This is a genomic window from Bacteroidia bacterium (genome assembly GCA_033391075.1).
Classification (GTDB): domain Bacteria; phylum Bacteroidota; class Bacteroidia; order J057; family J057; genus JAWPMV01.
Genome location: JAWPMV010000001.1, coordinates 4,591,864 through 4,618,163 on the forward strand (window position 1 = coordinate 4,591,864; position 26,300 = coordinate 4,618,163).

The 26,300-nt window shown below is 42.8% G+C and carries 20 protein-coding genes; 12 read left to right on the forward strand and 8 right to left on the reverse strand.

What is annotated here, in order from left to right; all coding sequences use genetic code 11:
• The first annotated feature begins 115 nt into the window (after positions 1–115).
• Positions 116–2,695 (forward strand): SusC/RagA family TonB-linked outer membrane protein, encoded by a 2,580-nt coding sequence (locus R8P61_18325; GenBank protein MDW3649033.1) that lies wholly within the window; start codon positions 116–118, stop codon positions 2,693–2,695.
• A 57-nt stretch (positions 2,696–2,752) separates the two neighbouring features.
• On the opposite strand, the gene R8P61_18330 is transcribed toward R8P61_18325, so the two are convergent.
• On the reverse strand, positions 2,753–4,465 hold the full coding sequence (locus R8P61_18330; GenBank protein ID MDW3649034.1) for an arylsulfatase: 1,713 nt from the start codon (positions 4,463–4,465) through the stop codon (positions 2,753–2,755).
• A gap of 86 nt (positions 4,466–4,551) precedes the next feature.
• Positions 4,552–5,925, reverse strand: coding sequence for a sulfatase-like hydrolase/transferase (locus tag R8P61_18335; GenBank protein ID MDW3649035.1), 1,374 nt, complete (start codon positions 5,923–5,925; stop codon positions 4,552–4,554).
• A gap of 176 nt (positions 5,926–6,101) precedes the next feature.
• Here R8P61_18335 and R8P61_18340 point away from each other — a divergent pair, with 176 nt between their 5' ends.
• The 4 genes from R8P61_18340 to hppD all read left to right on the forward strand — a co-directional run bounded on the left by R8P61_18340 (position 6,102) and on the right by hppD (position 12,514).
• The gene (locus R8P61_18340; GenBank protein ID MDW3649036.1) at positions 6,102–7,445 is read left to right on the forward strand and encodes a Gfo/Idh/MocA family oxidoreductase; all 1,344 of its coding nucleotides are present in this window, start codon (positions 6,102–6,104) and stop codon (positions 7,443–7,445) included.
• 103 nt (positions 7,446–7,548) lie between these two features.
• The gene (locus R8P61_18345) at positions 7,549–8,934 is read left to right on the forward strand and encodes a sulfatase (GenBank protein ID MDW3649037.1); all 1,386 of its coding nucleotides are present in this window, start codon (positions 7,549–7,551) and stop codon (positions 8,932–8,934) included.
• A gap of 101 nt (positions 8,935–9,035) precedes the next feature.
• Entirely contained in the window at positions 9,036–11,174 is a 2,139-nt protein-coding gene (locus R8P61_18350; GenBank protein MDW3649038.1) for a TonB-dependent receptor plug domain-containing protein, read from the forward strand.
• Positions 11,175–11,374: 200 nt separating this feature from the next.
• The gene (hppD, locus tag R8P61_18355) at positions 11,375–12,514 is read left to right on the forward strand and encodes a 4-hydroxyphenylpyruvate dioxygenase (GenBank protein ID MDW3649039.1); all 1,140 of its coding nucleotides are present in this window, start codon (positions 11,375–11,377) and stop codon (positions 12,512–12,514) included.
• 160 nt (positions 12,515–12,674) lie between these two features.
• Here the strand turns inward: hppD and R8P61_18360 are convergent, their stop codons facing one another.
• From R8P61_18360 to R8P61_18375, 4 genes are all read right to left on the reverse strand, one after another.
• A complete protein-coding gene (locus R8P61_18360; protein MDW3649040.1) occupies positions 12,675–13,358 on the reverse strand; it encodes a hypothetical protein in 684 nt (227 codons plus the stop codon).
• Between the two features lie 29 nt (positions 13,359–13,387).
• On the reverse strand, positions 13,388–13,609 hold the full coding sequence (locus R8P61_18365) for a hypothetical protein (GenBank protein MDW3649041.1): 222 nt from the start codon (positions 13,607–13,609) through the stop codon (positions 13,388–13,390).
• A gap of 153 nt (positions 13,610–13,762) precedes the next feature.
• Positions 13,763–14,305: a DUF4382 domain-containing protein gene (locus R8P61_18370; GenBank protein ID MDW3649042.1), complete on the reverse strand. Its 543-nt coding sequence runs from the start codon at positions 14,303–14,305 to the stop codon at positions 13,763–13,765.
• Positions 14,306–14,462: 157 nt separating this feature from the next.
• Positions 14,463–15,962 carry a hypothetical protein gene (locus R8P61_18375; protein ID MDW3649043.1) on the reverse strand — a complete coding sequence of 500 codons (1,500 nt, stop codon included), beginning with the start codon at positions 15,960–15,962 and terminating at the stop codon, positions 14,463–14,465.
• A 138-nt stretch (positions 15,963–16,100) separates the two neighbouring features.
• On the opposite strand from R8P61_18375, the gene R8P61_18380 reads away from it, so the two are divergent.
• From R8P61_18380 to R8P61_18390, 3 genes are all read left to right on the forward strand, one after another.
• Positions 16,101–16,541 carry a MarR family transcriptional regulator gene (locus R8P61_18380; protein MDW3649044.1) on the forward strand — a complete coding sequence of 147 codons (441 nt, stop codon included), beginning with the start codon at positions 16,101–16,103 and terminating at the stop codon, positions 16,539–16,541.
• 153 nt (positions 16,542–16,694) lie between these two features.
• Positions 16,695–18,077, forward strand: coding sequence for a vanadium-dependent haloperoxidase (locus tag R8P61_18385; GenBank protein ID MDW3649045.1), 1,383 nt, complete (start codon positions 16,695–16,697; stop codon positions 18,075–18,077).
• Positions 18,078–18,280: 203 nt separating this feature from the next.
• Positions 18,281–19,957: a sodium:solute symporter gene (locus R8P61_18390; GenBank protein ID MDW3649046.1), complete on the forward strand. Its 1,677-nt coding sequence runs from the start codon at positions 18,281–18,283 to the stop codon at positions 19,955–19,957.
• 84 nt (positions 19,958–20,041) lie between these two features.
• On the opposite strand, the gene R8P61_18395 is transcribed toward R8P61_18390, so the two are convergent.
• Both R8P61_18395 and R8P61_18400 read right to left on the reverse strand, forming a co-directional pair.
• Positions 20,042–20,608 carry a hypothetical protein gene (locus R8P61_18395; GenBank protein ID MDW3649047.1) on the reverse strand — a complete coding sequence of 189 codons (567 nt, stop codon included), beginning with the start codon at positions 20,606–20,608 and terminating at the stop codon, positions 20,042–20,044.
• Complete coding sequence (locus R8P61_18400) at positions 20,601–21,539, reverse strand: hypothetical protein (GenBank protein ID MDW3649048.1); 939 nt, start codon at positions 21,537–21,539, stop codon at positions 20,601–20,603. Before R8P61_18400 ends, R8P61_18395 begins: the two co-directional genes overlap by 8 nt.
• A 162-nt stretch (positions 21,540–21,701) precedes the next feature.
• Here R8P61_18400 and R8P61_18405 point away from each other — a divergent pair, with 162 nt between their 5' ends.
• From R8P61_18405 to R8P61_18420, 4 genes are all read left to right on the forward strand, one after another.
• Positions 21,702–22,688, forward strand: a complete 987-nt coding sequence (locus R8P61_18405) for an SIMPL domain-containing protein (protein ID MDW3649049.1) — start codon at positions 21,702–21,704, stop codon at positions 22,686–22,688.
• Positions 22,689–22,799: 111 nt separating this feature from the next.
• Complete coding sequence (locus R8P61_18410; protein MDW3649050.1) at positions 22,800–24,092, forward strand: sterol desaturase family protein; 1,293 nt, start codon at positions 22,800–22,802, stop codon at positions 24,090–24,092.
• Positions 24,093–24,269: 177 nt separating this feature from the next.
• On the forward strand, positions 24,270–25,052 hold the full coding sequence (locus R8P61_18415) for a hypothetical protein (GenBank protein MDW3649051.1): 783 nt from the start codon (positions 24,270–24,272) through the stop codon (positions 25,050–25,052).
• 85 nt (positions 25,053–25,137) lie between these two features.
• Positions 25,138–26,178, forward strand: coding sequence for a phosphatidylinositol-specific phospholipase C1-like protein (locus tag R8P61_18420; GenBank protein MDW3649052.1), 1,041 nt, complete (start codon positions 25,138–25,140; stop codon positions 26,176–26,178).
• The last annotated feature ends 122 nt before the right edge of the window (positions 26,179–26,300 follow it).

Genomic DNA, 26,300 nt, shown 5'->3' on the forward strand with positions numbered 1-26,300 from the left:
AACCATGTTTAACAAAATCCTCCAAAGTCTGCTATCAATTCTATTAATTTCAGGCTTTCTACGCGCACAAAATCTATCTACAGATAGTACAGAGCAGTCTGGTCTATCTTTTCACATGCATCAAAAGATCCAAGCCAAAGACTTCAATTCCGGCTTGATCCACAATCCACTCCAGCTTATTCAATCTCGTTTTGCCTCTCTCATGGTATCTCGAATTGGAAATGATCCCAATGGAGTGATCGAAGTGAGAAACAGGGGCCTGACTTCCTTTAATAAAACAGAACCTATTTATCTGCTGGATGGGATGCCTATAGAAAATTTTCAAGGCCTTCATCCCGGAGATATTGAATCTATAGAAATTTTACAGGATGGAGCGAGCCTGGCTTTATGGGGTATGCGTGGAAGCAATGGAATCATTTCTATCACAACAAAAAAAGGACAATCAGGAAAACCTCAACTCAGGTATCAGACTTCCTTCGCCCTGGAAGCTATTGGGAAAACACCCCAAATGCTGGATGCAGAAGGATTCGTAAGGTTTGGCGGATCTGACTATGGAGCAAGGACAGATTGGTGGGAGGAAATTAGTCGGAATTCATTTTCACAGACCCATCACCTATCCATGAGTGGTTCTACAGAAAACAGTTCCTATTATGCTTCAATTGGGTATGACAATATCAATGGAGTTATCAAAAGATCAGGATTCGAGCGGATCAATGGTCGTTTTTCATTTGAGCAAAGAGCCTTAAATGATCGACTAAAAATAGGACTTCAAATAGGAGCCACTCAAAATAATCGCCAACACATCCCCAGAGATCTTTTCAGATATGCGTCTTCTGTAAATCCTACCTGGCCCATTAGGAGCGAGAGTCCGCAATTTGAAGAATATGGGGGTTATTTCCAGTTATTACTTTTCAACACCTATAATCCAGTTTCCATGCTGGAAACCATAGATATAGAGGAAAGATATAGTCAGTTGATGGCGCATGCGAAGGCAGAATTTTCCATCACTCCCGAACTTACAATTTCTACCCAATATGGAAATCAGGCCGAAGAAGTTTCAAGCGCTTTTTATGTCCCTTCTACCAGTTTGTATATGAGTGGGCCCTTTACGGGGGGAAATACTGAAAGGGCTTATTCAAAAAAGGAGAATCAATATTTCAAAACTGCTTTATCCTTTGACAAAAACTGGAAGAAGTTGCGGCTGCATGCAAATTTTCTATATGACTACCAGGGCATCCATAGTCAAGGGGTAAGTGTGTACAATCGAGACTTTCTTTCAGACGAATTTATGTTCAACAATCTGGCTGCAGGACAGGGGAATGAAAATGGGGATGCGAGAATTCAGAGTTCACAAGGCCTGGTAGAATTTAGTCGCTATGGGGGAAATTTAAGCCTTGAAGTCGGCGAAAAACTGTATCTGGCAGGAACTTTTATGAGAGAAGGAGCTTCCAATCTCGGGAAAAATAATAAGTGGGGCAGTTTTTATGGAATTTCAACTGCCTATAAATTAAATGAAGACATAAGAATCCGGGCTTCCTTGAGCAAGACGGGAAATGCTCCACAAGAACCCTACATTAGCAGTTCTATTTTCAGCCCGACTAATATTTTCTACTTCAATGGAGGCTTTAGGGAAGGGTATGGATTGACCCAAAGTGGCAATCCCGACCTCAAATGGGAAGAAAATCAGGAAATAAGTTTTGGATTGGATTTCCCCCGCCTTCTGGGAGGCAAATTGCAGGCGAATCTGGATTATTACCATACCCAATCCAAGGACATCATCCAGTTTATTCCTGTTTCCAGCTTCAATACTGCCGGTGCCAGTTACTTTTCCAATGAAGGAGGACTTAGCAGTTCGGGGCTTGAATTTACCCTAAACTATTCCCTGATCAATCGAAAAAAATTCTCCTATCGCATGAGTTTGACAGGGTCTCGATACTTTAATACAAAACTTACCGATTATGAGTCCGGAGGAAGCAGCTTCACTTACAACGGATGGATTGGAGGTAGTTGCAATTTTCCGGTTATGCGATTAGAAGTGGGAGAAGCTATTGGAGAAATTTGGGGCAGACAAATTATAGAGGAAAATCCCATTGTCAATGGAGAATTTAACTTTGTAGATGGGAATGGAAATGGTTTCCAGGAGGACAGAGAGGACTATATCGCGATTGGAAATGCTTTCGCAAAATCCTATGTAGGAATCAATCACCAGCTAGATTGGGGGAGATTCAAACTATCAGCCCTGTTTCGCGCCGTCTTGGGTCATCATCTGATCAACCACTTTCATTCTTTTTATTCTTTCCCACGATCGATCGTCGCTCACAATATTCTGGAAACGGGTATAGAGGAACAGAGAGGTCTGGATTGGGGGATACCCGAATATACCAGTCGAGATGTAGAAAATGCTTCTTTCCTTAGATTAGAAATTCTCCAGCTAGCTTATAACTTACCTCTGCGTTTAACTGGTGATAAACAAGCACTTGAGATTTCCTTTACAGCTCAAAACCTCTTGACCATCAGTGGCTATTCAGGACTTAATCCAGATTACCGCATTGAGGATATTCTGGATAGAAATCAGCGTATACCCTTTATAGGCGTGAACTACTCACGGGGAGATCCCATGGTTCCCGGTATGGACAGAAGAAATTCCTATCCCCTAAGTCGAGTTTTTGTTTTGGGATTGAAAATGAATCTGTAAAAGAAATTAGCATTTGAGAAATGCCCTTTTGTTTTATCTACACAAAAGGGCATTTTTTTAATCCGGTCTAGGTATTGTTCCGCTTCTCTTCGCCCAGGCCATCCACATTCCAGCCATTTTCTGGACCTGATCCGGATGCTCAGCAGCGATATTCTGCGTCTCAGTACGATCTTTCTCCATATCAAAAAGCTCCCAATCTGCTATTTCCATTTCCTCCACCTTATCCCAGATAAAGGATCGCTTTTTATTGGCTTTGGAAACCAGTTTCCATTTCCCCATCCGGACTGCTCGATTTCCTTCATGTTCCCAGTAAATCGCTTCTCTATCCAGGGGTATATTATCGAAAGCTGGGACCAAACTTTTCCCCTCATACGGGATAATTGTATTTCCCTTATAATTTTGCGGATAGCTGGCATTTGCTACATCCACACAGGTCGCCATGATATCAATGAGGTGAGAAGGTTCCTGACGGAAAGAGCCATCTCCTTTGATGCTTGCGGGCCAGTGTACAATAAGCGGACTGGCGATTCCCCCTTCATGGACCCAGTGCTTGTATTCTCGAAAAGGGGTATTGCTGGCATTGGCCCAGGGAAGACCATAAGCCGTATAACTTTCAGGAGGTCCGGGCTGAGCTTCTTTCATGAGTTTTACCACTTTACCATCGCGCGTTATGGGAGGAATCATTTGCGTTTGAAAAGCTCCGGCCTCCATCGGTTTTCTCATCTCTTCTGCTACTTCCGGTAAAGGATACATCCAGCTCAAATCTTCTGCACAGGCTCCATTATCCTGCAAAAAGAAAATCAGGGTATTTTCATACTCCCCTTTTTCCTTGAGACTTGCTACGATCTTTCCTATGCCTCTATCCATACAATCTACCATGGCTGCATAAACTTCCATATTGGCAATTTCCCATTCTTTATCCGGGATATCCTCGGACCATGCAGGAACATGTTCATCTCTGGGTGTCATCTTTGTCTCCGGGGAAATCAGTCCCATGGCCTGCATGCGTTTCATTCGCTCTTCTCTCACTACATCCCAGCCTTTGTCATATTTTCCTTTATACTTTGCAATATCTTCCGGCCAGGCATGCATGGGCCAATGAGCAGCCGTATAGGCTACATACATAAAAAAAGGATCCTCTCCCTCATGTTCCTCAATGCGATCCAGGGCATAATCGGTGACAGCATCTGTAAAATAAAAATCCTCATTGGGAGCGATCCATTCATTATCTTCGGCCAGGGAGCGAGGATCATATAAGCTCCCGGCACCCGAAATCATCCCAAAAAATTTATCGAATCCCCTTTGCCTTGGCCAATTGTGCTTGCGGGGATTGGAGATACCTTCCGGACTGTCATCGTAAGGAGTGATGTGCCATTTGCCCGACATATAAGTCGAATATCCTGCACCTTTCAAAACTTCAGCAATGGTAACTGCCTGCTTACTTAAATCTCCCCGATAAGCATCCGTTCCCCGATCACTCATCATATGCCCAATTCCTGCCTGCTGAGGATAGAGTCCCGTCATAAGGGAAGCACGTGTGGGACAACAGCGAGCCGTATTGTAAAATTGGGTAAAACGAAGGCCTTTCATCGCAAGCCCATCGAGATTGGGGGTATTGATTTCCCCTCCATAACAAGCCAGATCAGAATAGCCCATATCGTCTCCCATGATAAGGATGATGTTGGGAGGACCTGGGTCTTTTTCTGTTGGTATAGGGGAACAGCTGGCCAATGCCAGCAGGCTGAGTAGTAGGAGTGGTAGGTTAGGCATGATTTGAAGTGTTGTGGTGTTTTAGTGTTGTAGTTAAGAAGTATTTGCTGGATTCTGTGAAGAGAAGCTATCACACTAAAACACTTTTATTCCGCTCTTTGCCAGGGCACTTGCCCTGCCTTCTGAAGATGCTTCATCAGAAGGGCATTGAGTTCCTGATACTTATCTGTTTCCTCCTCGATGAGGTTATTTTCTTCTAAGGGATCCTCTGGTAAATAATAGAGTTCCTGGGGAGCAAAAGGACTGTTTTGCAAAAGCTTCCAGCCATTGAGTTGAACAGCCTGTATGGTCAAGCCTCCATACCTTCTTCCCCCTTCTCTCCTGGAAAAGAAGAGAGGACGATCAGCATCAGACATATCCTCTCCCAGCAATAGCTTCGCAAAACTTTTTCCTTCTATTGCATGTTCCATCTTCCCACCTATCAAATCGAGCAAGGTAGGATATAGATCCATGCTCAAAGCTCGATAGTCTGTAGTAGTTCCTGCTTTTATTTTTCCTTCCCAGGAAATGAAGGTCGGGACCTTAAGTCCACCTTCGTAGACACTCTGCTTCCCATCTCTTAAAGGACCATTATTCGCAGCATCTCCCAACAGACCTCCATTATCACTACTGAAGACGATGATGGTATTTTCATATTGACCACTTTTTTTCAAGGCCTCCACTACCTGACCGATTCCATCATCCAGGTGCTCAATAAATGCAACCAGTTCTGCTCGTTTATCTGAAAGCTGAGGTTCTCTTTCTTTTACTTTCGCCAACCAATCTTCCTTGGGTTGAACCGGAAAATGGGGAGCATTATAAGCCAAATACAAGAAAAACGCTTGATCATTCTCAGCCTGCTCCTCCACATACTTTACCGCCCAATCCGTAAACACATCTGTTGCATGCCCAGCCGGATCAATAGAATCCTGGTCCCTGCGCATATAATTGATACCATGTCTCCGCTTATGGGTATAATCCTCCATCATATCTCCTAACCATCCGTGAAAATAGTCAAAGCCCCTCTCCGGAGGCGTATTGGGAGATTCCAGGCCTAGATGCCATTTCCCAACCAAAGCTGTATGATATCCCTCCTCCTTCAATTCATCCGAAATAAGTTTGGCCTCTGGATCAAGATGGCCCCAATTATCTCTATCATAAGTGCGAATCACTCCGGGAACTCCCACGAATTCCTGATAGCGCCCACTTAAAAGAGCTGCGCGTGTAGGAGAGCAAACCGGGCAATTCGCATAAAAATTATCGAAGCGCATACCGGCCGCTGCCATTTCATCCAGATAAGGAGTACGGATATCCTCTGTCCCATAATAGGAGACATCGTGGTAGCCCTGGTCATCAGTCAGGATGAGAAGAATATTGGGTTTTGAAGAAAGATCTGCCTCCGTAGAGGCTTTGGCAGATCTTTCAGGAGAATTGCAGGCTAGTAAAAGGCTTATCATAGCCAGCAGTGTAGTAGTTCGCATAGCAAGGAAGTAGAGGTGTGAATTCTAATATAGCATGAAAGCAGGTAGAGAATCAACGCAAGTCTCAATTATTGTCAAAATAACCATAAGCAGCTCATTTGATTGGACTTAGTCGGAAATAATTTCAATCTTGAAGAAGAAGCCCCACATACTATCCATTATTTACTACTACCGAAATGAAAAGAAGAAAATTTATTTACCAAAGTTCGGCCCTTGGCCTGGGAAGTTTGGCCATAGGCAATCCACTCCTCCAAGCTGCCAGCAAAAGGATTTCACCTAATGACAAATTGCAGATAGGAGTCATTGGGTGTAATGGTATGGGATGGTCCAATACCAATTCTCTTTTGAAAATGAAGGATGTGGATCTGATTGGAATCTGCGACATTGATCAGAGGGTCATTAAGCAAAAACTCCAAGCCTATGGGAAACTTAGAGATAATGCACCAAAAACTTATGGAGATTATCGGGAATTATTGGCTGATCCTTCGATAGATGCAGTAGTCATTGGTACTCCAGATCATTGGCATTGTATGCCTATGGTAGAGGCTGTGCAGGCTGGAAAGCATGTCTATGTAGAAAAGCCTATTGCCAATACAATCGAAGAATGTCGCCTCATGGTAGCTGCACAGGAAAAGACAGGCAAAGTCGTACAGGTGGGTCAGTGGCAAAGAAGCGGACCGCATTACCGTCAAGCAATAGATATAGTTCGTTCCGGCGTTTTAGGACAGATAAGATTGGTGAAAGTCTGGGCCTATCAGGCATGGATGAAACCCGTGCCTGTTTTAGCCGATGGAAATGCTCCGGAAGGGGTCGATTATGATTTCTGGTTGGGCCCTGCAGAAAAAAGAGCTTTCAATCAAAACAGATTTCATTTCAATTTCCGATGGTTTTGGGATTATGCAGGAGGTTTGATGACAGATTGGGGCGTTCATGAAATCGATATTGCCCTTTTCGCTATGGAGGCCCTGGCTCCCGAATCAGTTATGGCGATGGGTGGAAAATTGGCCTATCCTGATGATGCTTCCGAAACCCCTGATACCTTGCAAACTGTTTTTAAATACAAGGACTTCTCCATGTTATGGGAACATGCTACTGGTATAGATGGGGGGCCTTATGGTCGTTCGGAAGGGATTGCATTTATTGGCAACAATGGAACCCTGGTTGTCAACCGTCAGGGTTTTGAAGTCATTGCAGAAAAAGAGCCCTGGAACTCCAAAAATCGTGGCAAATTGAAAATGGAGAAAATTGATAAAGTAAAAAAACCCGCAAATGTCAATTATCTCGATCTTCACACTCAAAATTTCGCTGCAGCTATCAAAGCAAATGATCCAGGCATGCTCAATACCCCAATCTCATCAGGAAGTGTAGCGGCCATAAACGCCCAGATGGGCAATATTGCCTATAAAACAGGAGATCGGGTCTTTTGGGATGCAGAACAAGGTAATTTTGGAGATAATGATGCAGCAAATGCCTTGATCAAAGCGACTTATCACAATGGCTGGAAATTGCCGAATATTTGATTTGGAAAGTGTTAAGTTATGAGAGCATTAGGGTATGAGTGTTTGCGTACCTTTGAACTCTTTTACCTTAATTTTCTTCTTTTAATCCAATAATTCTCACTACATGAAATACTACCTACTGCCCTTATTATTCCTCTTCTTCATATCCTGTGGGGAGAAAGCTAAATCAGACAAAAGCCGAAGCGAAAAACCCAATGTAGTACTCATCTTTATAGATGACCTGGGTTATGCCGATTTGAGTTGTTATGGGCACCCTACGATACAAACACCTCGATTAGATGAGATGGCAAGAGAAGGGATGAAATTCAGTTCCTTTTATGCAGCAGCTTGTGTGTGCACTCCCTCGAGAGCTGGTTTACTCACAGGCAGGTATCCGGTTCGGGTAGGTATGCCGGGCAATTTAGGTCCCGACAGTAAAGGGGGATTGTCTTTGGAGGAAAGAACTCTGGCAGAAGCCCTCAAAGCAAATGGTTACCGAACCGCTGCTTTCGGGAAATGGCATTTGGGAGCGGTTCCCGATTATTTTCCTACTGACAGAGGCTTTGACGAATACCTGGGCATCCTGTATAGCAATGATATGATGCCTCCCTGGGTCAATACCAAACGTCCTTTGCATTTATACCGAAATGACCAGCCGACAGAAGAGCAACCTGTAGATCAGACGACCCTCACACAGCGATATACTGATGAGACCATTCGCTTTATCAAAGAAGCCGGAGATCAACCCTTCTTTGTCTATCTGCCTCATGCCATGCCACATTTGCCGATATATGCTTCGGCAGCTTTCGAAGGAAAATCAAAAGGAGGGAAATATGGAGATGTGATAGAGGAAATTGATCATAATGTAGGACGAATTTTAGATGCATTGGAAGAAGAAGGTTTGACGGAAAACACCCTGGTTGTTTTTACCAGTGATAATGGCCCCTGGCGCAATTTGCCTCCCCGCATGTACACCACTGAGCCTGTTGAAAAATGGCATGGAGGAAGTACGGGAGCATTATGGGGAGCAAAAGCAACTTCCTATGAAGGTGGATATAGAGTTCCCGCCATTATTCGCATGCCCGGCAGTATCCCCCCTAATCAATTGAATGCAGAGATAGCCACTACTATGGATGTTCATGCGACCATTTTAAAACTGACAGGAAGCAATCCTCCTGAAAAAAGCCTGGATGGAAAAGACCTATGGCCATTACTTACCCAAAAGGCTGCTTCTCCCCACAGCTATTACCACTATTTCAAGGGAAAACGATTAGAAGGAGTAAGAAATGCAAAATGGAAATTACGGATCGCTCCTGCCTGGGACAGTTGGACCTCGCCGGAGACTATGACAAGAAAGGAGCCTGTAGAAGTTCTTTTGTACAATATGGAGGACGATCCCTATGAGCACTTCAATCAAGCTGAATCATATCCGGAAGTAGTTGCAGAACTTGAGGCAGAAATGAAGCGAATGGCGGAGGAATTGGGAGCTACTTTATGGGAAAAAGAATAAAAATCAGAGAATAATAAAGGGGCAGCATAACAGCTGTCCCTAAGATTTTATGGAAAATCATCTGGCTGCTTATCTCTTAGGTATAAACCTAAAGATTAGCTATGATTACACAAGTACGAAAGCTGCTGATCCTGGGATGTTTATTCCTATATGGTCAGCTATTGATTGCACAAGAAAGTTCGAACCCTTTTTCTCTTGACAAAAGTATTGAAAATGGCAAAATCATTGAAGGTTCTGTCAGAGCAGAAGATGGGAGCCTTTTAATAGGAGCTTCAATCAAAATACCCGGCACCTCATTGAGTACAGTAGTAGATGAAAAGGGAAATTTTCTATTAGAAGTACCCCAGGAATACTTTGACAAGGATAGTCTCGAGATCAGCCATATAATCATGGCTTCTCAAAAAATAGCCATATCTGGTGTAGAGGCCCCTTTGCAGATTGAGCTTAAGTATCCTACGATTAAGGCACTAGATATCATTAGTTATGGAAGTGTTTGTAGGAAGAAACTTGTATGTGGTGGCCATACCAGAGGTTTTGGCTGCGGAATGATTATTAACAAAATCAATCAAGATCTTCCCAATAAAATAGTAACCCAACCCGAGCAATTTGCTCAGGGAAAGATAGTCATCCGATGTGGAAGTTCTATTTCCTCGAATGGCCCATTGTATGTGATTGATGGAGTCCCCTTTACAGAGCTATCTGGCAGTCCCTTCAATACATTGGCTCCTGAAGACATTCAGGAAATTACCATATTAAAAGGGAATGTGGCATCTGCTATATATGGTAGCAGAGGCAATTACGGAGTGATAATAATTGTAACAGACAAGAAAAGAGGCTATGGGAATCTGAAATACTTCTCATATGCAGGACTGCTCGGCCTTGCTCAAATGAATGAAACAGTTCTGGCTTCGCCTCAAATGAGCTTCAGTCAAGCCTTGAAATTCACAAAAAAGACCTCTTCCGATAAGTTTAATATCTCTGGAAATATGAGACAATTGCCAGGTTTCGAGGAGAATCAACATCGCAAACATTTTGGAGGAAGTGCTTTTTATTCCCGCTTAGCTTTGGATAAGAAATTGGAAGTTGGGGCAAGACTTTCCTTCAACCATATTCGGGAAAAGACACCTGTACTTGCAGATGTTGTGAAAAAGAATGCGGAAGAAGTTCAGTATGCTACAAGAAGCTTCAATAATTATTTTTCCCAGGCATTTGCCAAATATGAGTTCTCTGATTACCTCAATGCTCACGTCGATCTGAGTAGGTACCAAAATGAGAACCTCCTATTCGATCGTCTGGGAGGAAATTTCTTCAAACCCAGACTAACATTTGACCGAGAATTTGAGTATAGGCACCATATCCAGGCTGAGGCCTATTTCTCTACACAAGCTATTTCGAGTGGAGAACAGACCCATTTGCAACAGCTGGCAGCTGGCTTAAAGGCAACTTATAAATACGACCGTTTATTGGAAGGCGAACTCATTATAAGAAAAGAAGACAATTCGCTACTTAGCCAGGCGCAACAACTACCCGCTCAATATCTCAGTGCAAGAGCCCGGGTAAATTATGACGATTTGGATTTGGATCCCGGAGGGATATGTGCCGTAAGTCGTGGCTATCTCCAGGCCCAGGCGAATTTGAATCAGACGCCCTTTTTTAACCAAAACACCTTCGCACTAGGAAGTCTTATCAAGATCGGTCGTCAATTTAGTTTGAATACTACTTACACCTTTGCCAGTGAGCAAAGGGCCAATAGCCCCATCCCCCAGGATATCAACATACTTGGATTCTTCCCCGCAGCCTATCAGGTTCTTGAAAATCAGGGATTAGAGATGGCGGTAACCTTCTTCAAAAGGAGTGGAGATTTTTTTCTGGACAGTCGTTTGGACTATCACAGAGGAAATGGACTGGCCAGGGAAATGATGAGTCTCAATAATCGTATTGAATGGCGTAAACTGGAATTTGAAACAGGGCTTGAGGGCTTTAAAGGCTGGAAACTATCCGGAGGAGAACGGGATTTCTTTCGATTGAGTTTTATGGACCTAACCTACAACTTAAAAGATATCCCAAAGCTTAATCTACAGAATCTCAAACTCAGCCTGAGTGGTCAGAACCTCCTGAGTCTGGGCGATCAGCAAGTCTGGAAGGATCAGCTAGAATTATCACGGCTTCGTGATCCCAGTCAATTTCCTGTGCCTTTAGCCCGCAATATATTGTTTGGGGTAAAAATGGATATTATGTAATTGAAGGCTGGCGATAGGAATCGCCGATTTCCCTTAACAGATCAAAGATTCCCAGGCGATGATTGATATCCTTGTCTGGGAATCTTCGATCTATGACACATTCTGCCTAAAACAGATTTGAAAATCCATAAGCAATAGCTATATTTGCTATAGCAATAGTTGCCTTAGCAACTATTTAATAAATTCATAAATACTGACCAATGTCTCAAACTATAGCTAATTCAAATATTCCCAAGATTTTCAATGCTGCTGATGATTTTCTTCCTTTGAAAGGGACAGATTATCTCGAATTGTATGTAGGCAATTCCAAACAGGCTGCACATTTCTATAAAACAGCTTTTGGTTTTCAGGACCTTGCTTATGCAGGTTTGGAAACAGGACTCAAGGATAGAGAATCCTATGTGCTTGTTCAGGATAAGATTCGTCTGGTTTTGACCTCTCCGTTGAAAGAAGGTACAGATATCGGACGTCATATAGATAAGCATGGAGATGGGGTAAAGGTTGTCGCACTTTGGACCGATGATGCGACCAAAGCTTATGAAGAAACCCTCAAAAGAGGAGCAAAATCTGCTTTTGAACCCATAGTCGAGGAAGACGAATTTGGAAAAGTGGTTCGATCAGGAATCTATACTTATGGAGAAACGCTTCATGTTTTTGTAGAAAGAGAAGAATACAATGGCATTTTCCTTCCGGGCTACAAAAAGTTGGAAACCAAATACCATCCTACTCCAACGGGTCTAAAGTATGTAGATCATATGGTAGGAAATGTAGAATTGGGGAAAATGAATGAATGGGTAAGCTTTTATGAAAATGTCATGGGCTTCGCCAATATCCTTAGCTTCGACGACAATGATATTTCTACAGAGTATACCGCTTTGATGAGTAAGGTGATGAGCAATGGAAATGGAAGAATCAAATTTCCAATCAATGAGCCTGCTGAAGGCTTGAAAAAGTCCCAGGTGGATGAGTATCTTGAGTTTTACAATGGAGCGGGCGTACAGCATATTGCTGTGGCCACAGATGATATCGTAAAAACTGTAAGGGAACTGGAAAGTCGTGGAGTTGAATTCCTGAGAGTGCCTACCACTTACTACGATCAGCTCCAGGAAAGAGTAGGAGAAATTGATGAGGATATAGATTCTCTCAAAGAATTAGGTATATTGGTAGATAGAGATGACGAAGGCTACCTCCTTCAGATCTTCACCAGACCCGTTGAGCCTCGCCCGACTATGTTCTTCGAGATCATTCAACGCAAAGGTGCTCAATCATTCGGAAAAGGAAATTTCAAAGCTCTCTTTGAGGCGATTGAACGTGAGCAAGCAGTAAGAGGGACTTTATAAAATTTAGTGTTATTTTTTTAATCTAACGCTTTGGGGCCTCCTCTGGGGGCCCTTTCTTATTGGTTTTAGGGGAATGCAAGAAGTTTATTTTCCAGTTTCCTATGTTATTGGGTAATAAAAAAAGCCCGTTGCCGGGCTTTTTTATAATTAGGTGTTGATCTTAATTCTTTTCTACTTTGGCTTTGCCTTCTTTAAGCTTCATCTCATACTCCTTCAACTTTTCTTCAGCCTTTTCGATCTTTTCTTTTTTGACTTTATAGTCTTCCTCAGAGATCTTCTTATCCTTCATCTCTTTTTCCAACTTCTCTTTTGCAGCATTTACTTTCTCTCTTGCAGCGCTTGCTGTCTCTTCACCTTTTGCTACTCTTTCTCTGGCTTCAGCTTTTCTGGAAGCATTTCTCTCTCTGGCTTCGGCAGCTCTCTGCTGACCAAACTCTTTGCCTGAAAGCTCTCCCTTATTCTTTCCATAGGCATTGCCATTATTGGACTTTTCCTTGTTTTTGCCTTTGGCCTTGCCTTCCCCTTCCTCATCTTCCATTTCGTCCTCATCTTCGTCCATATCTTCATCCTCGTATTCATCGTCCTTGTCTTTCTTCCCTTTGTCCTTCATCTTTTCTTTGGCTTCCTTCGCTTTTTCCTTGCCTTTGGCTTTGCCTTGCTCCTCCATCTCTTCCATCTCCTCTTCTGCATCCTTTTTCCCTTTCTGGGCTTTATCCTTCATTTTCTCCATCTTTTCCTGCTTCTTCTCTTGCCCTTTTGCTTTTTCCGATTGACCAAATGCTGGTCCTAGTCCGATGATCCCCAACATACTAATGAGGATCAATATGTATTTAAAATGTTTCATTTTTGTTTTGTTGATTTTGAATGATAGATCTATTCCTGAATGTCTTCTAAAGCTTCCATTAATTCTGCCTCTGTTGCTTCAAGCTCCTCTATGGAGTTTTCGATGTCTGAGGAAATGGAATCCAATTGTTGAACCTCTTTGACCTCTTCTTCCGTCAAAGTGTTTTGGGTGTTTTGTTTGCCTCCGCTGCAACTAATCAGTAAAAAACTGAAAGAAGCGATTGCAAAGAGGGCGATAGCTAGTTTCTTCATAAGAAATTTGTGTGTAGTACTTAAATGAGTATATAAAATATACATTTCTTTGCTTTTGGATGAACTTCGTAGCAAAAAGTCTCCAACATGACGAAAAAAATTGCCTGATCCTCAAGGCTTTGAAGATCAGGCATACGTTTCCATTAAGAAATTTTATCGAAGCACCTTGATAACGGGTTTCAGGGAGTAGGTCCCGTTTCCTTTTTCAACCACAGATTCAGCAGCATCAAAATCCAGCAAAACTGAATTGAGACTATCTTGCCCCATCATGCGATTCAAATTGATTTTCAAACCGGATTGTTGAGCGCTGGGAGTATCCATCGGATACAATATGCTGTCCACCATGATGCTGTTATCCGCACCTAAAATCAACCGTACTTGTTGGATTTCATTTAGTGGGATGCTATCACGAACAATCAGGGTATCCACTCCATCCTGGAGTTGCAAGAGGTCATAAATACCAGCATACGTATTTACTTCCTGAAAACCGCTGCTATCACGCATTTTTACTTCGACCTGTTGTAAGTCGATGTTTACCTGGTCAAAATCGCCCGGATTATCTGTCAGATTTATCTGCAGGAGACCTTTGCCATTGGGATCATTGGGATTCAAGCTGCCTTCTTCACAGGCAGCAAAAAGGGATAGAACAAGAATAAATAGGGGAATAAATCTCGAATAATATGAGTTAATCATCATAGATCTTTATTGACATTTATCTCCGGCAATAAAGCTATTATTTCCTCTATTTCAAATTTATCTTATCTGATCATTCAACTTTTTCGAAAAGCTTTCGCAAAGAGTCAAAGGATCATTGCTTCCTCATTTTCAAACACTTAGTCTTTTGGGTCCAGATTTAGAAAATGTGTTTATCTAGATAAAGTTGCTTTCCCAGAGACGAAATCTCCAGAATTGATATGGAATTCTTTCTCAAACTTTCAAGGAGAATTTCAGATTGGTTTATGACTTCTCTTTCCCACTCAACTTGTCCTAAGAGATTATACAGCCTAATTGTAATTTGTCCTTGAGGAAGATTGCTTATCAAGTAGTTTGATTGATCTCTTTGATAGACAATCCGTGGAGTGATCGGTATCCCTTGAATTTGCCTGACGAGCGAATAAGAAAAGCTTCCATCTATATCTACTTGTTTAATTCGATAAAAAAGTGGCCCAACATCGGGATTATCGTCGAGGTATTCATATTGGCGGATTCCGCTACTATTGCCCCTACTCAATACACTTCCTATCTCTGCAAAATTTCCAGAGGGACTTCGCCTTTCTATGATAAAACTTTCATTGTTGTATTCTTCTGCTACCTGCCATTTCAATTTCACTTTTCCCCTAAATTCTTCCAGTTTGAGGTCCAGCCACCTCAGGGGTAAAGGAGGGTTTACGGAATTCACTTCAGCTGCACAGGAAAAGGCACAATCTTGCTCACATTTGGAACAACTACTCCCGCTGCATGTCACCGTGCAACCACAACTTCCGGCTCCGATATCATTTATATCATCCAGACCCCCATAATCGGATACATTTGCACTTTTATAGATGATCTGATTTCCGGAGGTATTAGAGGCAGGCGTTAGACTAAATGAAGAAGTAGAATTGGCCGATGGGATCTGACTAAAATTAATGTAAAATACCCAGAATACGCCTCCGTTTCCGCAAGCCGTGCTATCTGCACAAACCTGAATCCCTTCGGAATTACAAGGAGCACAAATGGTTGCATCTCCCCCAGCTGCCGTATTGCAATCGCTAGTACCATAACAGCCGTCAACATTGTAGAGTTCTACATCGCCTCCTGCATTACTTGTACTTAGCTGGACTTCGTATTCAAAACAAGGATTCCCACAAACAGCATTACCATCTGATCCTCCACAATTATTGTCTGAATCCATCAAAAAGCTAAAACCAAAAGCTCCGTTTATTTTGTTTGAAATTCGTAAGGCAAACGCGAGGTATTCATCTCCATTATCTGCGGTACCATCTGGATCGACAACACTGTAATAGGCATAGTCTGAGCCTCCATCAGTATCTGTCACGATATCTGTGTTTCCACAACCTCCTCCAGACGATAAATCATTATTAGGATCATTTCCAGGTAAAGGAGTCCAGCTTAAATCTGCACCCCCAGCTCCTGTTAGAACCTCAAATTCGGTAAACTCATTTCGACTCAGGGTATAACCCGAAGAAGAATAACTGGAAAAATATCCATCACTATTCGGATCAAGGGTGATGCTTGAACCTGTAAGAATCGCTCCAGGATCAGAACATGCTCCCTGACCAAAAGCAATCTGAACAAAAAATACACTACAAAGAACAAGTAAAATTATAGGAAGCCGGCGAAAGGGGGGCATGGAAATATTTTTGTGTAAAATAATTTTTACCTTAAAACTTTTTTCCGCCCAAAACGAATATTTCTAACCTCATTTTCTGGAAACCTGACTCCTTCTAAATTTTTACCGGAGAAAGGATTAATTCATTAATTTTGCGGCATGCTAGAGGAAAAAGGAAGTAAGATCTTTGGCGCCTATCTGGATAGAACCATTAGAGTTGTGCGGCTCGACCTGATCCGAAGGTTCAAAGAGGTAGGAGCTGACATAACCCCGGAACAGTGGATCATACTCAGTAGACTGGCCGAACAAGACGGACAATCCCAGTCTGAATTGGCAAATGGCAGTTTCAAAAACGCTCCTACCGTATCCAGGATCATTGACCTGCTTTGCGACAAAGGCCTAACGGTTCGCAAACGCTTTGGCAATGAGAAAAGGAGAAAAAAAATTCAACTCACAGATAAAGGCCGAGAAACCATTCAGCAAGTCCTTCCCGTTGTCATAGCAGCTCGCCAACAAGGCTGGGAAGGCTTATCTGATCAGGATTACCATGATTTCATTCGGATCATCAATACCATCTTCATGAATATTGGGGGGGAGTGAAAAGAGGTATTCTGGTGTTCTCCTTTGTTTTTTTAATAGCCACAAGAACCCATGAACAGCATAACACGTGAACACGTATTAAAAAGCGTGCATATTTCCTCATGAAGCTGTAAATTTGTCCTTTGACCTAAAAACAACTGAATACAAATACCTATGAAGCTCTCCGTGATCAGCCAAATTACAGCTTTGATCCTTCTACTGGGACTTAGTTTTTCCTGCAAGGAAAATCCCCAGACCTGGCAGACCAAAGAGAACTTTCAAGAATTAGCAGCCAATCCTGCTATTTTCCATAAAGCTGTCCAGAACCTTACCGATATCATTGTTCACGATATCTTCTCTCCGCCTGTAGCCAGTCGAGTTTATGCCTATCCCAGTATAGCTGCTTATGAAGTGATGCAACAAAGCCATGAGGATTATGTCAGTCTGGCCGGACAGGCACATGGTTTATCTGATGTTCCTCAAGCTCCGGAAGGCGAAGTTTGCTATCCCTTGGCTTCTATTCAGGCCTTTATGAAAGTAGGGGGACAATTGATCTTCTCCGCGGATAAAATGGCCGTCTTTGAAGAAGAAATGTATAAGAATTTTCAGGATGCAGGTGTGCCCTGGGAAGTTTACCAACGATCCATAAGCTTCGGCAATGCTGTGGGAGATCATATCCTGGAATGGTCCAATCATGACTTATATAAAGAAACTCGTACCTATCCTCAGTACACTGTAAATGATTTGAAGGGACGCTGGACCCCTACTCCTCCGGACTATATGTCCGGAATTGAACCTCATTGGAACAAGATCAGAACGTTCATCATTGACTCTGCTACTCAATTCGTTCCATTGCCTCCTACCAATTACGATATGGACAAAAGCTCCACTTTCTTCAAAGAGGTGATGGAGGTATATAATATTGGAAGGAACCTTACGGATGAACAGGAAGAAATTGCCCAGTTCTGGGATTGTAATCCTTTTGCTACCACCCATGTAGGGCATGTGATGTTTGCGACAAAAAAGATCTCTCCCGGAGGGCACTGGATCGGAATTGCAGGAATTGCTGCGAGAAAAGCGAAATGTGATTTCATGCAGACCAGCGAAACCTATGCACGGGTATCCATCTCTTTGGCAGATGCGTTTATCAGTTGCTGGGATGAGAAATATCGTTCAAATCTCGTGCGACCTGAAACTGTGATCAATGAATTTGTAGATGAAACCTGGGTGCCTTTGCTGCAAACCCCTCCTTTCCCGGAATATACCAGTGGACATAGCGTAATCTCTGCTTCTGCTTCTATCACCCTGACAGATCTCTTTGGAGAACCTTTTCCTTTTGCAGATTCTACCGAAGTGAAATATGGTCTTCCTGTGAGGTCTTATAATTCCTTTATTGAAGCTTCATTGGAAGCAGCTGTAAGTAGGCTATATGGTGGTATTCATTATCGTCCGGCTTGCGATATTGGAGTAGTACAGGGAAGAAAGGTAGGAAACTACGTTGTCGATCATCTTCATACAAGAAAAGCAGATAATCAAATTTCTTCTATGGGTCAGTAGAATATGTGCGAAAGAATATATTTAAAAACTCAACTGAATTTGTGAAATCCATTAATCGTAGTAATTTACTTCTGAATTCCGAAGGCCTATAGGGTTTCTGGAATTTAGAAAGACTACTACTCAATGCTCTATAAAAACTAATTACACCGGTTCAAATAATACTGAACGGGTGTTTTTTATTTTATAACCTAGAAATTAATCACATGAACTTCACGCTGGACACCATAGATATTGTCATCATGATTCTCTATGCGGTCGCCATGATCTGGTATGGATTGCGACACGCTAAACGAGAAAGCTCCGAGGATTACTTCCTGGCAGGTAGGAATATGATATGGCCTATAGTAGGAATCTCCCTCTTTGCAGCCAATATTTCCAGTACTACCCTGGTCGGACTGGCGGGAGATGCCTATAGTACCGGTATTTCTGTTTTCAATTATGAATGGTCGGCAGTGATCATCCTGATCTTCTTCTCGATGTTCTTCCTGCCTTTTTATTTGAAATCCGGCGTCTATACCATGCCTGAATTTCTTGAAAAGCGTTTTGATGCCCGTTCGCGTTATTATTTTTCCTTCACTACCTTGATCGGGAATGTATTGATTGAAACGGCAGCTCCGCTTTATATTGGTTCCCTGATCTTTGAACAGGTCTTCCCGGAAGTTCCTTCCTGGGTCATCATTCTCCTTCTCGCCGTAGCTGCAGCTGCCTATACCATTCCCGGTGGTCTTTCCTCAGTGGTACATACCGAAGTGATACAGGCCATTCTGCTGATCATAGGTTCTATCATCCTTACTTTCTTTACCCTGGATGCTGTAGGCGGCTGGGATAATGTTCTGGCAGCGATGGAAAGTAAATTCCAGGGAGGGGAATTGAAAAACAGTCCGGATGATATGTTGAGTTTAATACGACCGATACAGGATTCGGCTGTACCCTGGACAGGACTTATCACAGGTATCCCCATTTTCGGATTTTATTTCTGGGCCAATAATCAGTTCATGGTACAGAGAACCCTGAGCGCCAAAGACCTGAACCATGGTCGTTGGGGTGCACTCTTTGCAGGTTTCCTTAAACTGCCTGTGATCTTTATCATGGTACTACCCGGAACCATGGCCATCGCCATGCCGGAAGAAATATTCCCCACCCTTCCTTCTCCGGACCTTGTTTATCCTGCTTTGGTGTTTAACCTCTTACCAACGGTATTGAAAGGACTGGTTTTGGCAGGATTGCTGGCAGCTATGTCATCTTCCATTTCTGCTACCCTCAACTCTGCCTCCACCTTGATTACGATGGACTTTGTGAAAAAGATGAGGCCAGATATGAGTGGCAAGGAACTCGTAAGAGTAGGACAGATTGCTACTGTCGTATTGGTAATTCTGGCAGCTTTCTGGGCGCCCTTCATCAAAGAATTTGATACCCTTTTCAAATACCTCCAGCAAGTATTAACCTACCTCGCTCCACCTGTTGTTGCAGCTTTTATGTTGGGACTATTCTGGAAAAGGGCTAATGGGAATGGAGCCTTCGCAGGCTTTATGTTCGCAGCTGGTTTCTCGGTCTACCAAATTTTGAATGCCGATAAGATATCAGAGTTTATGCATGGGATTCTCCCGGCTTTTGTGATGGGCGATGCCAGTACCGGTTATTCTATCCACTTTCTGCATGTTGCCTTTATTCTTTTTGTCTTATGCCTGATGGTAATTGTTGGAGTGAGTCTTGCTTCGGCTCCTCCACCCGCCGAAAAGACAGAAGCTATGACGTGGAGAAAAGAACTCTTCCAGCAAGAAACAGAAGACCTCAAAGCACTTCCCTGGTACCAGAATTACCGGATTCTATCTGTAATTCTATTGGCTATCACGGCTGTGATTGTGGGTATGTTTTGGTAAAACAACTTAACAGAATCAAAAAGCCCGAATCCTGCGATTCGGGCTTTTTATATTTTCAATACATGCTCCTAAGAAAAGCAGAGATCAATGCTCTCTCTTAATGTCTCCGATCAGGACTTCCCAGAGTTCTATGCTTTCCTCGCCAAATTTTTTAAGCTGCTTTTGAAGCAATAATTGAGCATTCAACTTTTCTATTTCCCCCGAGGATTTTGGCAGGCTAAAGGAAGCCTTTGCTCTATATCCATTTTCCCCTGACTCAAAAGGAGAACTAATTTCAATTTCTATAGATTCTTTTTTCTGGTAGGGGAATGATTGAGTGTTCAAAAATTCATCCAGGCTATTGAATTCCAACATAGCGCTTTCCCCTGAAACAAAAAGATCTCTCAATTGATCCTCTACATGCTTCCTCAAACTTTCTTCCAAGTCTTTCGATTGTAGAAAAAAGGCCAGATCCAGAAAATCCTTTATTTTTTGCTTTCCCCTCTCCTCAAAAGTTTCCAATTGCATTCTTGAAAAGGAATTTCCCTGAAAACTGGCTTCCAATCTATCATAACTATCTGCAGCTCCCATGGAAGCATTTTGAGCATAGAAAAAACAGGGCATCACCAATCCCCATACACTCACGAGAAGATATTTCACTATTCTACTCATCCCTATTCTCTTTTTGAATAAATCGCATACTGACAATCTTTCCTTTATCATATTGGGTCTCCAGTACCTCGATCTGTCCCAGACTTTGGATAGGAGTCGTGAGCTTATTGATAAATTCTTCCTTATTGAAGAGTTCCATTCCCAAGGCATTATTCGGAGATACCTGAAAAACCCTTGCGTGCTCAGCAAAAATTTCAGCCAGTATATCTCTACGCTTCTTCCAGTCTTCTTCTTTATTGCTAGAAAAATAATGGATCATCATGGCATAATCATCCGAACGCAAATCAATGTCCTCGCTTCCGTTTGAACCCTCCAGCTCCCGAAGGATTGTATCACTATGATAATAGGGAGCAGAAACGACGAATCGCAGTTCTCTTGCCGCTGCCTTTACCTTCAAACAACCTTTCTTATCACAATTCAGCTTCCTCGGGCTCTGTCCTTCCTCTAGCAAAACCACTTCCAGGAGAGGATCTATAATACTTTCTCCTGTTGTCCCGTCCTTAAAACAAAAACTGTAGGTCTTCTCAGGACCAGAAAAGGCCCAAATGCTCAATCCACAAATCGCCAGGAATATTCCTATAAGGGGCAAAAGCCATTTTTTATTTCCGAGAGTCAATGATGAGTCTGACAGTGCAAGCCCTTTATGCTGATAGTTAAACTCCTGCCAGCTCTTGTAGCCGGCATATTCACTCAGCAAATTGAGCATATCGATGCGAGGCAGTCGCTTGTTTTCCCGCTCACGCATATGGGTATAAAACCACTTTTCACTGATCCTCCCCTTCACCTGCGTCTGCAAATCTTCCTGAAAATTGAGAATATCCTGCCCCTTCCATTCATGGATGGAACGATCACAAGCAGGCTGTCTTTCTTTAAAGACTTTTTCCACCTCCTTTTTCAGCTGCTGAAAGTACAAGACGTCTTGCTCTTGCATGATAGCGAATATACAAATCTCCTTTCCTATATCGTGCTTCCAAAACAATTGTAAAAGGATTTACAAGGCATTTACAGGGAATTTTCCGGGCCTTCTTTTCTGAGGCTTGCAAATTGGAGGCAAAACACAAAAAAATTTATGTACACATTAAATCGAAGAATCATGAAAAATTTCCTCATTGCTTTTGGTATTCTCTTTTCCTTCATATTGCTCCCTGCTCAGAATTCCGGCAATATCAATTACCAGAGCAGTAATAATATCAATCAGAGCATCCGGCTTCCAGACAACAACATAGGAAGCAATTTTGGCAATCGATATGAATTGATTGCTCAAAGCAAGGGTCTCTATAATCTAAAGGCTGATCATTACGTAGCCATTTTCAATATCGTTCAGATTGCAAAAGGAGCCGAAGAAGTCAATCAGTTGATGGATAGCCGAATTGAAAAAGTAGCTGAGCAAGTAAAGGCACTTTCAGATACCCGTATGCATGTCGATATGCTTTCTTTTGTACCCGTATATGAATATGAAGTAGAAAAGAAAGTATTTAGCAAAAAGACCTACAATGAAATCCCAACGGGTTTCGAACTCAAGAAAAACCTTCATATCGAATACCAGGATCCAGAGGTACTAAATAAACTGATCAGTATTTGTGCAGGGGCCGAGATTTATGATATGGTGCGGGTGGATTATCTATCTCTGGAAATGGAAAAGGCCCGCAAAGAGCTTCGAGCCAAAGCAAAGAAGGAGATTTTGGAGAAAATGAGTTTTCAAGCTGATTTGCTAGGGATAAAGATCGACACCCTGGAAAAAGAGTTCGCAGAGAACTTCCGTGTCATTTATCCAGTAGAAGCCTATCGTTCCTACCAGGCTTTTTCAAGCCCCACCCTTTACCTCACCAAAAATGCCCAGGTAAACCATCAGGCAAAATCCCGAACGCTCTACTACCAACCGATTATGGACAAGGAATTTGACTTTGTTTTCAACCCCATAATGGTCGAACCCAATATCCAAATCCTCTACGAATTGAAGGTGAAAGTTCATCGCCTCCCTAAAGCAGCTCCACAGGTTCGGGAGATCGTCAAAAAGGAGAGAGAGTATTATCTACTCAATCCCAATGGAGAAATCAAGTCAGTACAGTTACAACCTTAGTTGACAGAAAGGGGGCAAAATTTGTCCCCTTATTTTTTCCCCTATATACTAGAACCAACTTCCCCAGAATCCGTTATTTTGAGCATACACATCTTATAAAAGCTCAACATCATGGAAACACAAATGGCGGCATACGCCCAGGTATTATTATTTGCCATCCCTGTCCTTTACTTCTTCATCATTCTGGAAAGCATTTACTCCTGGAAAAAAGGAACCCAGGCATTCAGAAGTTTTGATACCATCGCCAGCATTAGCGCCGGTATCACCAATAGCCTGAAGAGCGTTTTGGGCCTCACCTTTTTTGTCATTGGATACGATGTACTGCTGGAACATCTGGCGGTAGTACAATTGGAAATCAATTGGCTGCTTTATGTCCTGGCCTTTCTCGCCCTCGACTTTGCAACTTACTGGAGTCACAGACTGATGCATGAAGTCAATTTCTTCTGGAACAAACATGTCGTTCATCATGCCAGCGAAGAGTACAACCTATCCGTAGCCCTCCGTCAGCCGATCTCTGAAATTGTGAGCATATTTTTCTTCTTTATGTTCCCTGCAGCTTTACTAGGAGTTCCCAGTGAAGTGATCGCTGTACTGACACCATTGCATTTTCTCTTGCAGTTCTGGATTCACACGGCTCATATTGGAAAACTCGGGATTCTGGAATATATCCTTGTTACTCCCTCCCAACATAGGGTTCATCATGCCCTTAATGATATCTATCTGGACAAAAACCTTTCCGGCGTCTTTTGCATCTGGGATCGTCTGTTTGGAACCTTTCAGGAAGAACTGGAGGAAGAGCCACCCGTTTATGGCAGCAAGAGGCAGGTCAATAGCTGGAATCCAGTTAGACTCAATTTCTCTCACCTCAGTCTCATGATAAAGGATGCATGGCATTGCAAAAGTTACCGGGACAAGCTCAGGATTTGGTTTATGCCAACGGGATGGAGACCGAGAGATGTGGCAGAAAAATTTCCGGTAAGGTCTGCAAATCAGCATAGCCTGGAGAAATATGATACCGATCTTTTTACGGGCTTAAAAGCCTGGGCCTGGTTGCAATGCATCATGGCCAATCTTATGCTCGTCCATCTGCTGTTCTTCTACGCAGAAATCGGTTTCCCCAATCTTTTGCTTTATGGAGGTTTTATCTTTTTAGGGATCTACAGCTATTCAAGTTTGATGGATCTGGAAAAAACTTCGATCTGGGCAGAGGTAGTTCGATTTATCTTTGGCATGGGACTTCTTTTTTATTTCGGGGAATGGTTCCAGATTCCGGAACTCAATCTCTTTATGCTCATGTATTTATTGATTTCTCTTTTGCTCCACATTCATTTTGTCATAAAGGAAATTCCAATTTTGAAGGTAGTAAAGCATTGGGGAAAAGGGATGCCGGGGGTTCATACTTAAAAGACGTGTTGGAGTGTTAGTGTACTAGTGTGTTGGCGTTTGGGGATTGAAGCAAGCGGATAGTCTCATCCCTCTCCAAGAACACTTGAATACAAGAACACCTGAACATCTCCCCGTCCTTGTTCTCCCTTCAATATGTCCTTATCTTAAAGGAATAGAAATACACAAACAGGAATAATGGGACAACTCGATTTTTCAAAGGTTTCAGAACAAACTGCAGATGCCATTCTGAAATTCCTTAACCAGGCTTTCAGGCCACAGGACATTCTCAACAAAGCCCTCATCAAAGAAGAAGGAGAGACCAAAGATTATGGGATCGGTCCGGTAGTCGCAGGGAGAATTATAAAGCGTAGAAAAGAACTTCCTCGCTGGCGCTTCACCGAACTTTCCCAACTCAATGGCATCAAAGGATTTGGGCAAGATAAATTTGAAGACCTGGTGGATACCTTTTCTATTTCATCAGCAGAACATTTACGCTATGTGATAGAATCGAAACCCATCCTCTATGAAAACTTCCCTTTCACCTACCATGCCATCACTTTTTCGGATGATCAGGAGTTTCAGGAGCAAACTGCAGATGAAGCGAGTCTTCGGAAACTTGTAGCTTCTCATATTGAGCACCTGGCGAGCAGAAAGAATGTTGCAGAGAAAGATCTGGCAAAGGCACGAGCGCAGATTGATTCAGCCTATATCGAGAAATTCTTTACCGCTTTTCAGGGAGCTTATGCCTGGGCGGTATGGTTTTACGGTTTCGATGCGGATAATTGGTTTGGCTTCGATCAAATGAGAATTCCCCTGGAATCCTATCTATATGAAAATGGAGATGATCCAGCTTTATATCTTTTTAAAGGATTTGAGAACAAGCTGATTCTCAGAGGAATTAGCGTTCTGGATCTGCCGGTTGTGGTGCATCCTGTAGAAAAAACTGTATATCTTTGGGCTGCGGAGCTTTTTGATTAAAGCTTTTTTCCGATATTTAAGTATGGAGAAGCTAATGATCCCCCTGCTTCTCATCCTCTTGATGAGCTGTGGGCGGGAAAATAGTATGAGGTCTCCAAAACCCAAACAAGACCTCCGGATCAATGAGATCCAGGTGATCGGCAGCCATAACAGTTACAAAACTGCTATAGAGCCGGCACTGATGAAAATTTTGATGAAAGAGGATTCAGCCACTTTCTTCGCCCTCGATTATTCCCATGTGAAGATCGAGAAACAATTGGATTTAGGGCTACGCAAACTAGAACTCGATATCGTTCATGATCCTGCAGGGGGCCGTTTTGCGAATCCTTTAGGACTTTCCCTTCTACGAGAACAAGGCATCGAACCTCAAAGCTATGATCCCGATAGTGTGATGTATCAACCGGGTTTTAAGGTTTTACATGTTCAGGATCTGGACTTCCGTTCCAATTGCCTTCGTTTGAAAGATTGTTTGCAGGAGATTAAAACCTGGTCGGATGCGCATCCGGATCATTTACCCATAGCCATATCTTTCAACGCAAAAACCGATGTCATCAATCGAGCGGGATTTGTCAGACCTTTGGGCTTTAGTCCCAGCGCATTTGACTCTCTGGATGCAGAAATAAAAAGCATTATCCATGAAGACCGCATTATCAAACCGGACGATATTCGGGGAGGCTATGCGACCCTGGAGGAAGCTGCACTGGCTGGGAATTGGCCAAAACTGGAAGAAAGTCGAGGAAAGTTTCTATTCGTGTTGGATGAAGGTCCCGAAAAGCGAGCTGCCTATTTAAAAGGTCATCCCAATCTACTGGGAAGGGTGATGTTTATAGATGCCGATCCCGGAGATCCAGCAGCTGCTTTCATCATTTTCAATGATCCGATCCAGCAGCTCGATTCAATTCAGTCTTTGGTCAAAATGGGGTATATGGTTCGTACACGAGCAGATGCAAACACCCTGGAAGCCCGGGTAGGTGATTTGGCGAGATTACAGGCTGCCCTGAAGTCTGGTGCTCAATTTATTTCTACGGACTACTATTTAGACAAAAATCCTTTTGGCACCCGCTACAAGGCCGAACTCCCCAATAAGCAGAACTGGATATTGAATCCGGTTTTGTATGCAAACTAAGTCTCTCTGCCCCCCTCCAAGACCCTTCCGCTGCAAGCCCGTTTCCCTCAAGAAGGAAACGACCCGCATCTGGCATTCCGAAATCTCTACTGGCCTGCGCGCACTCCTTAATCCTATCAGGA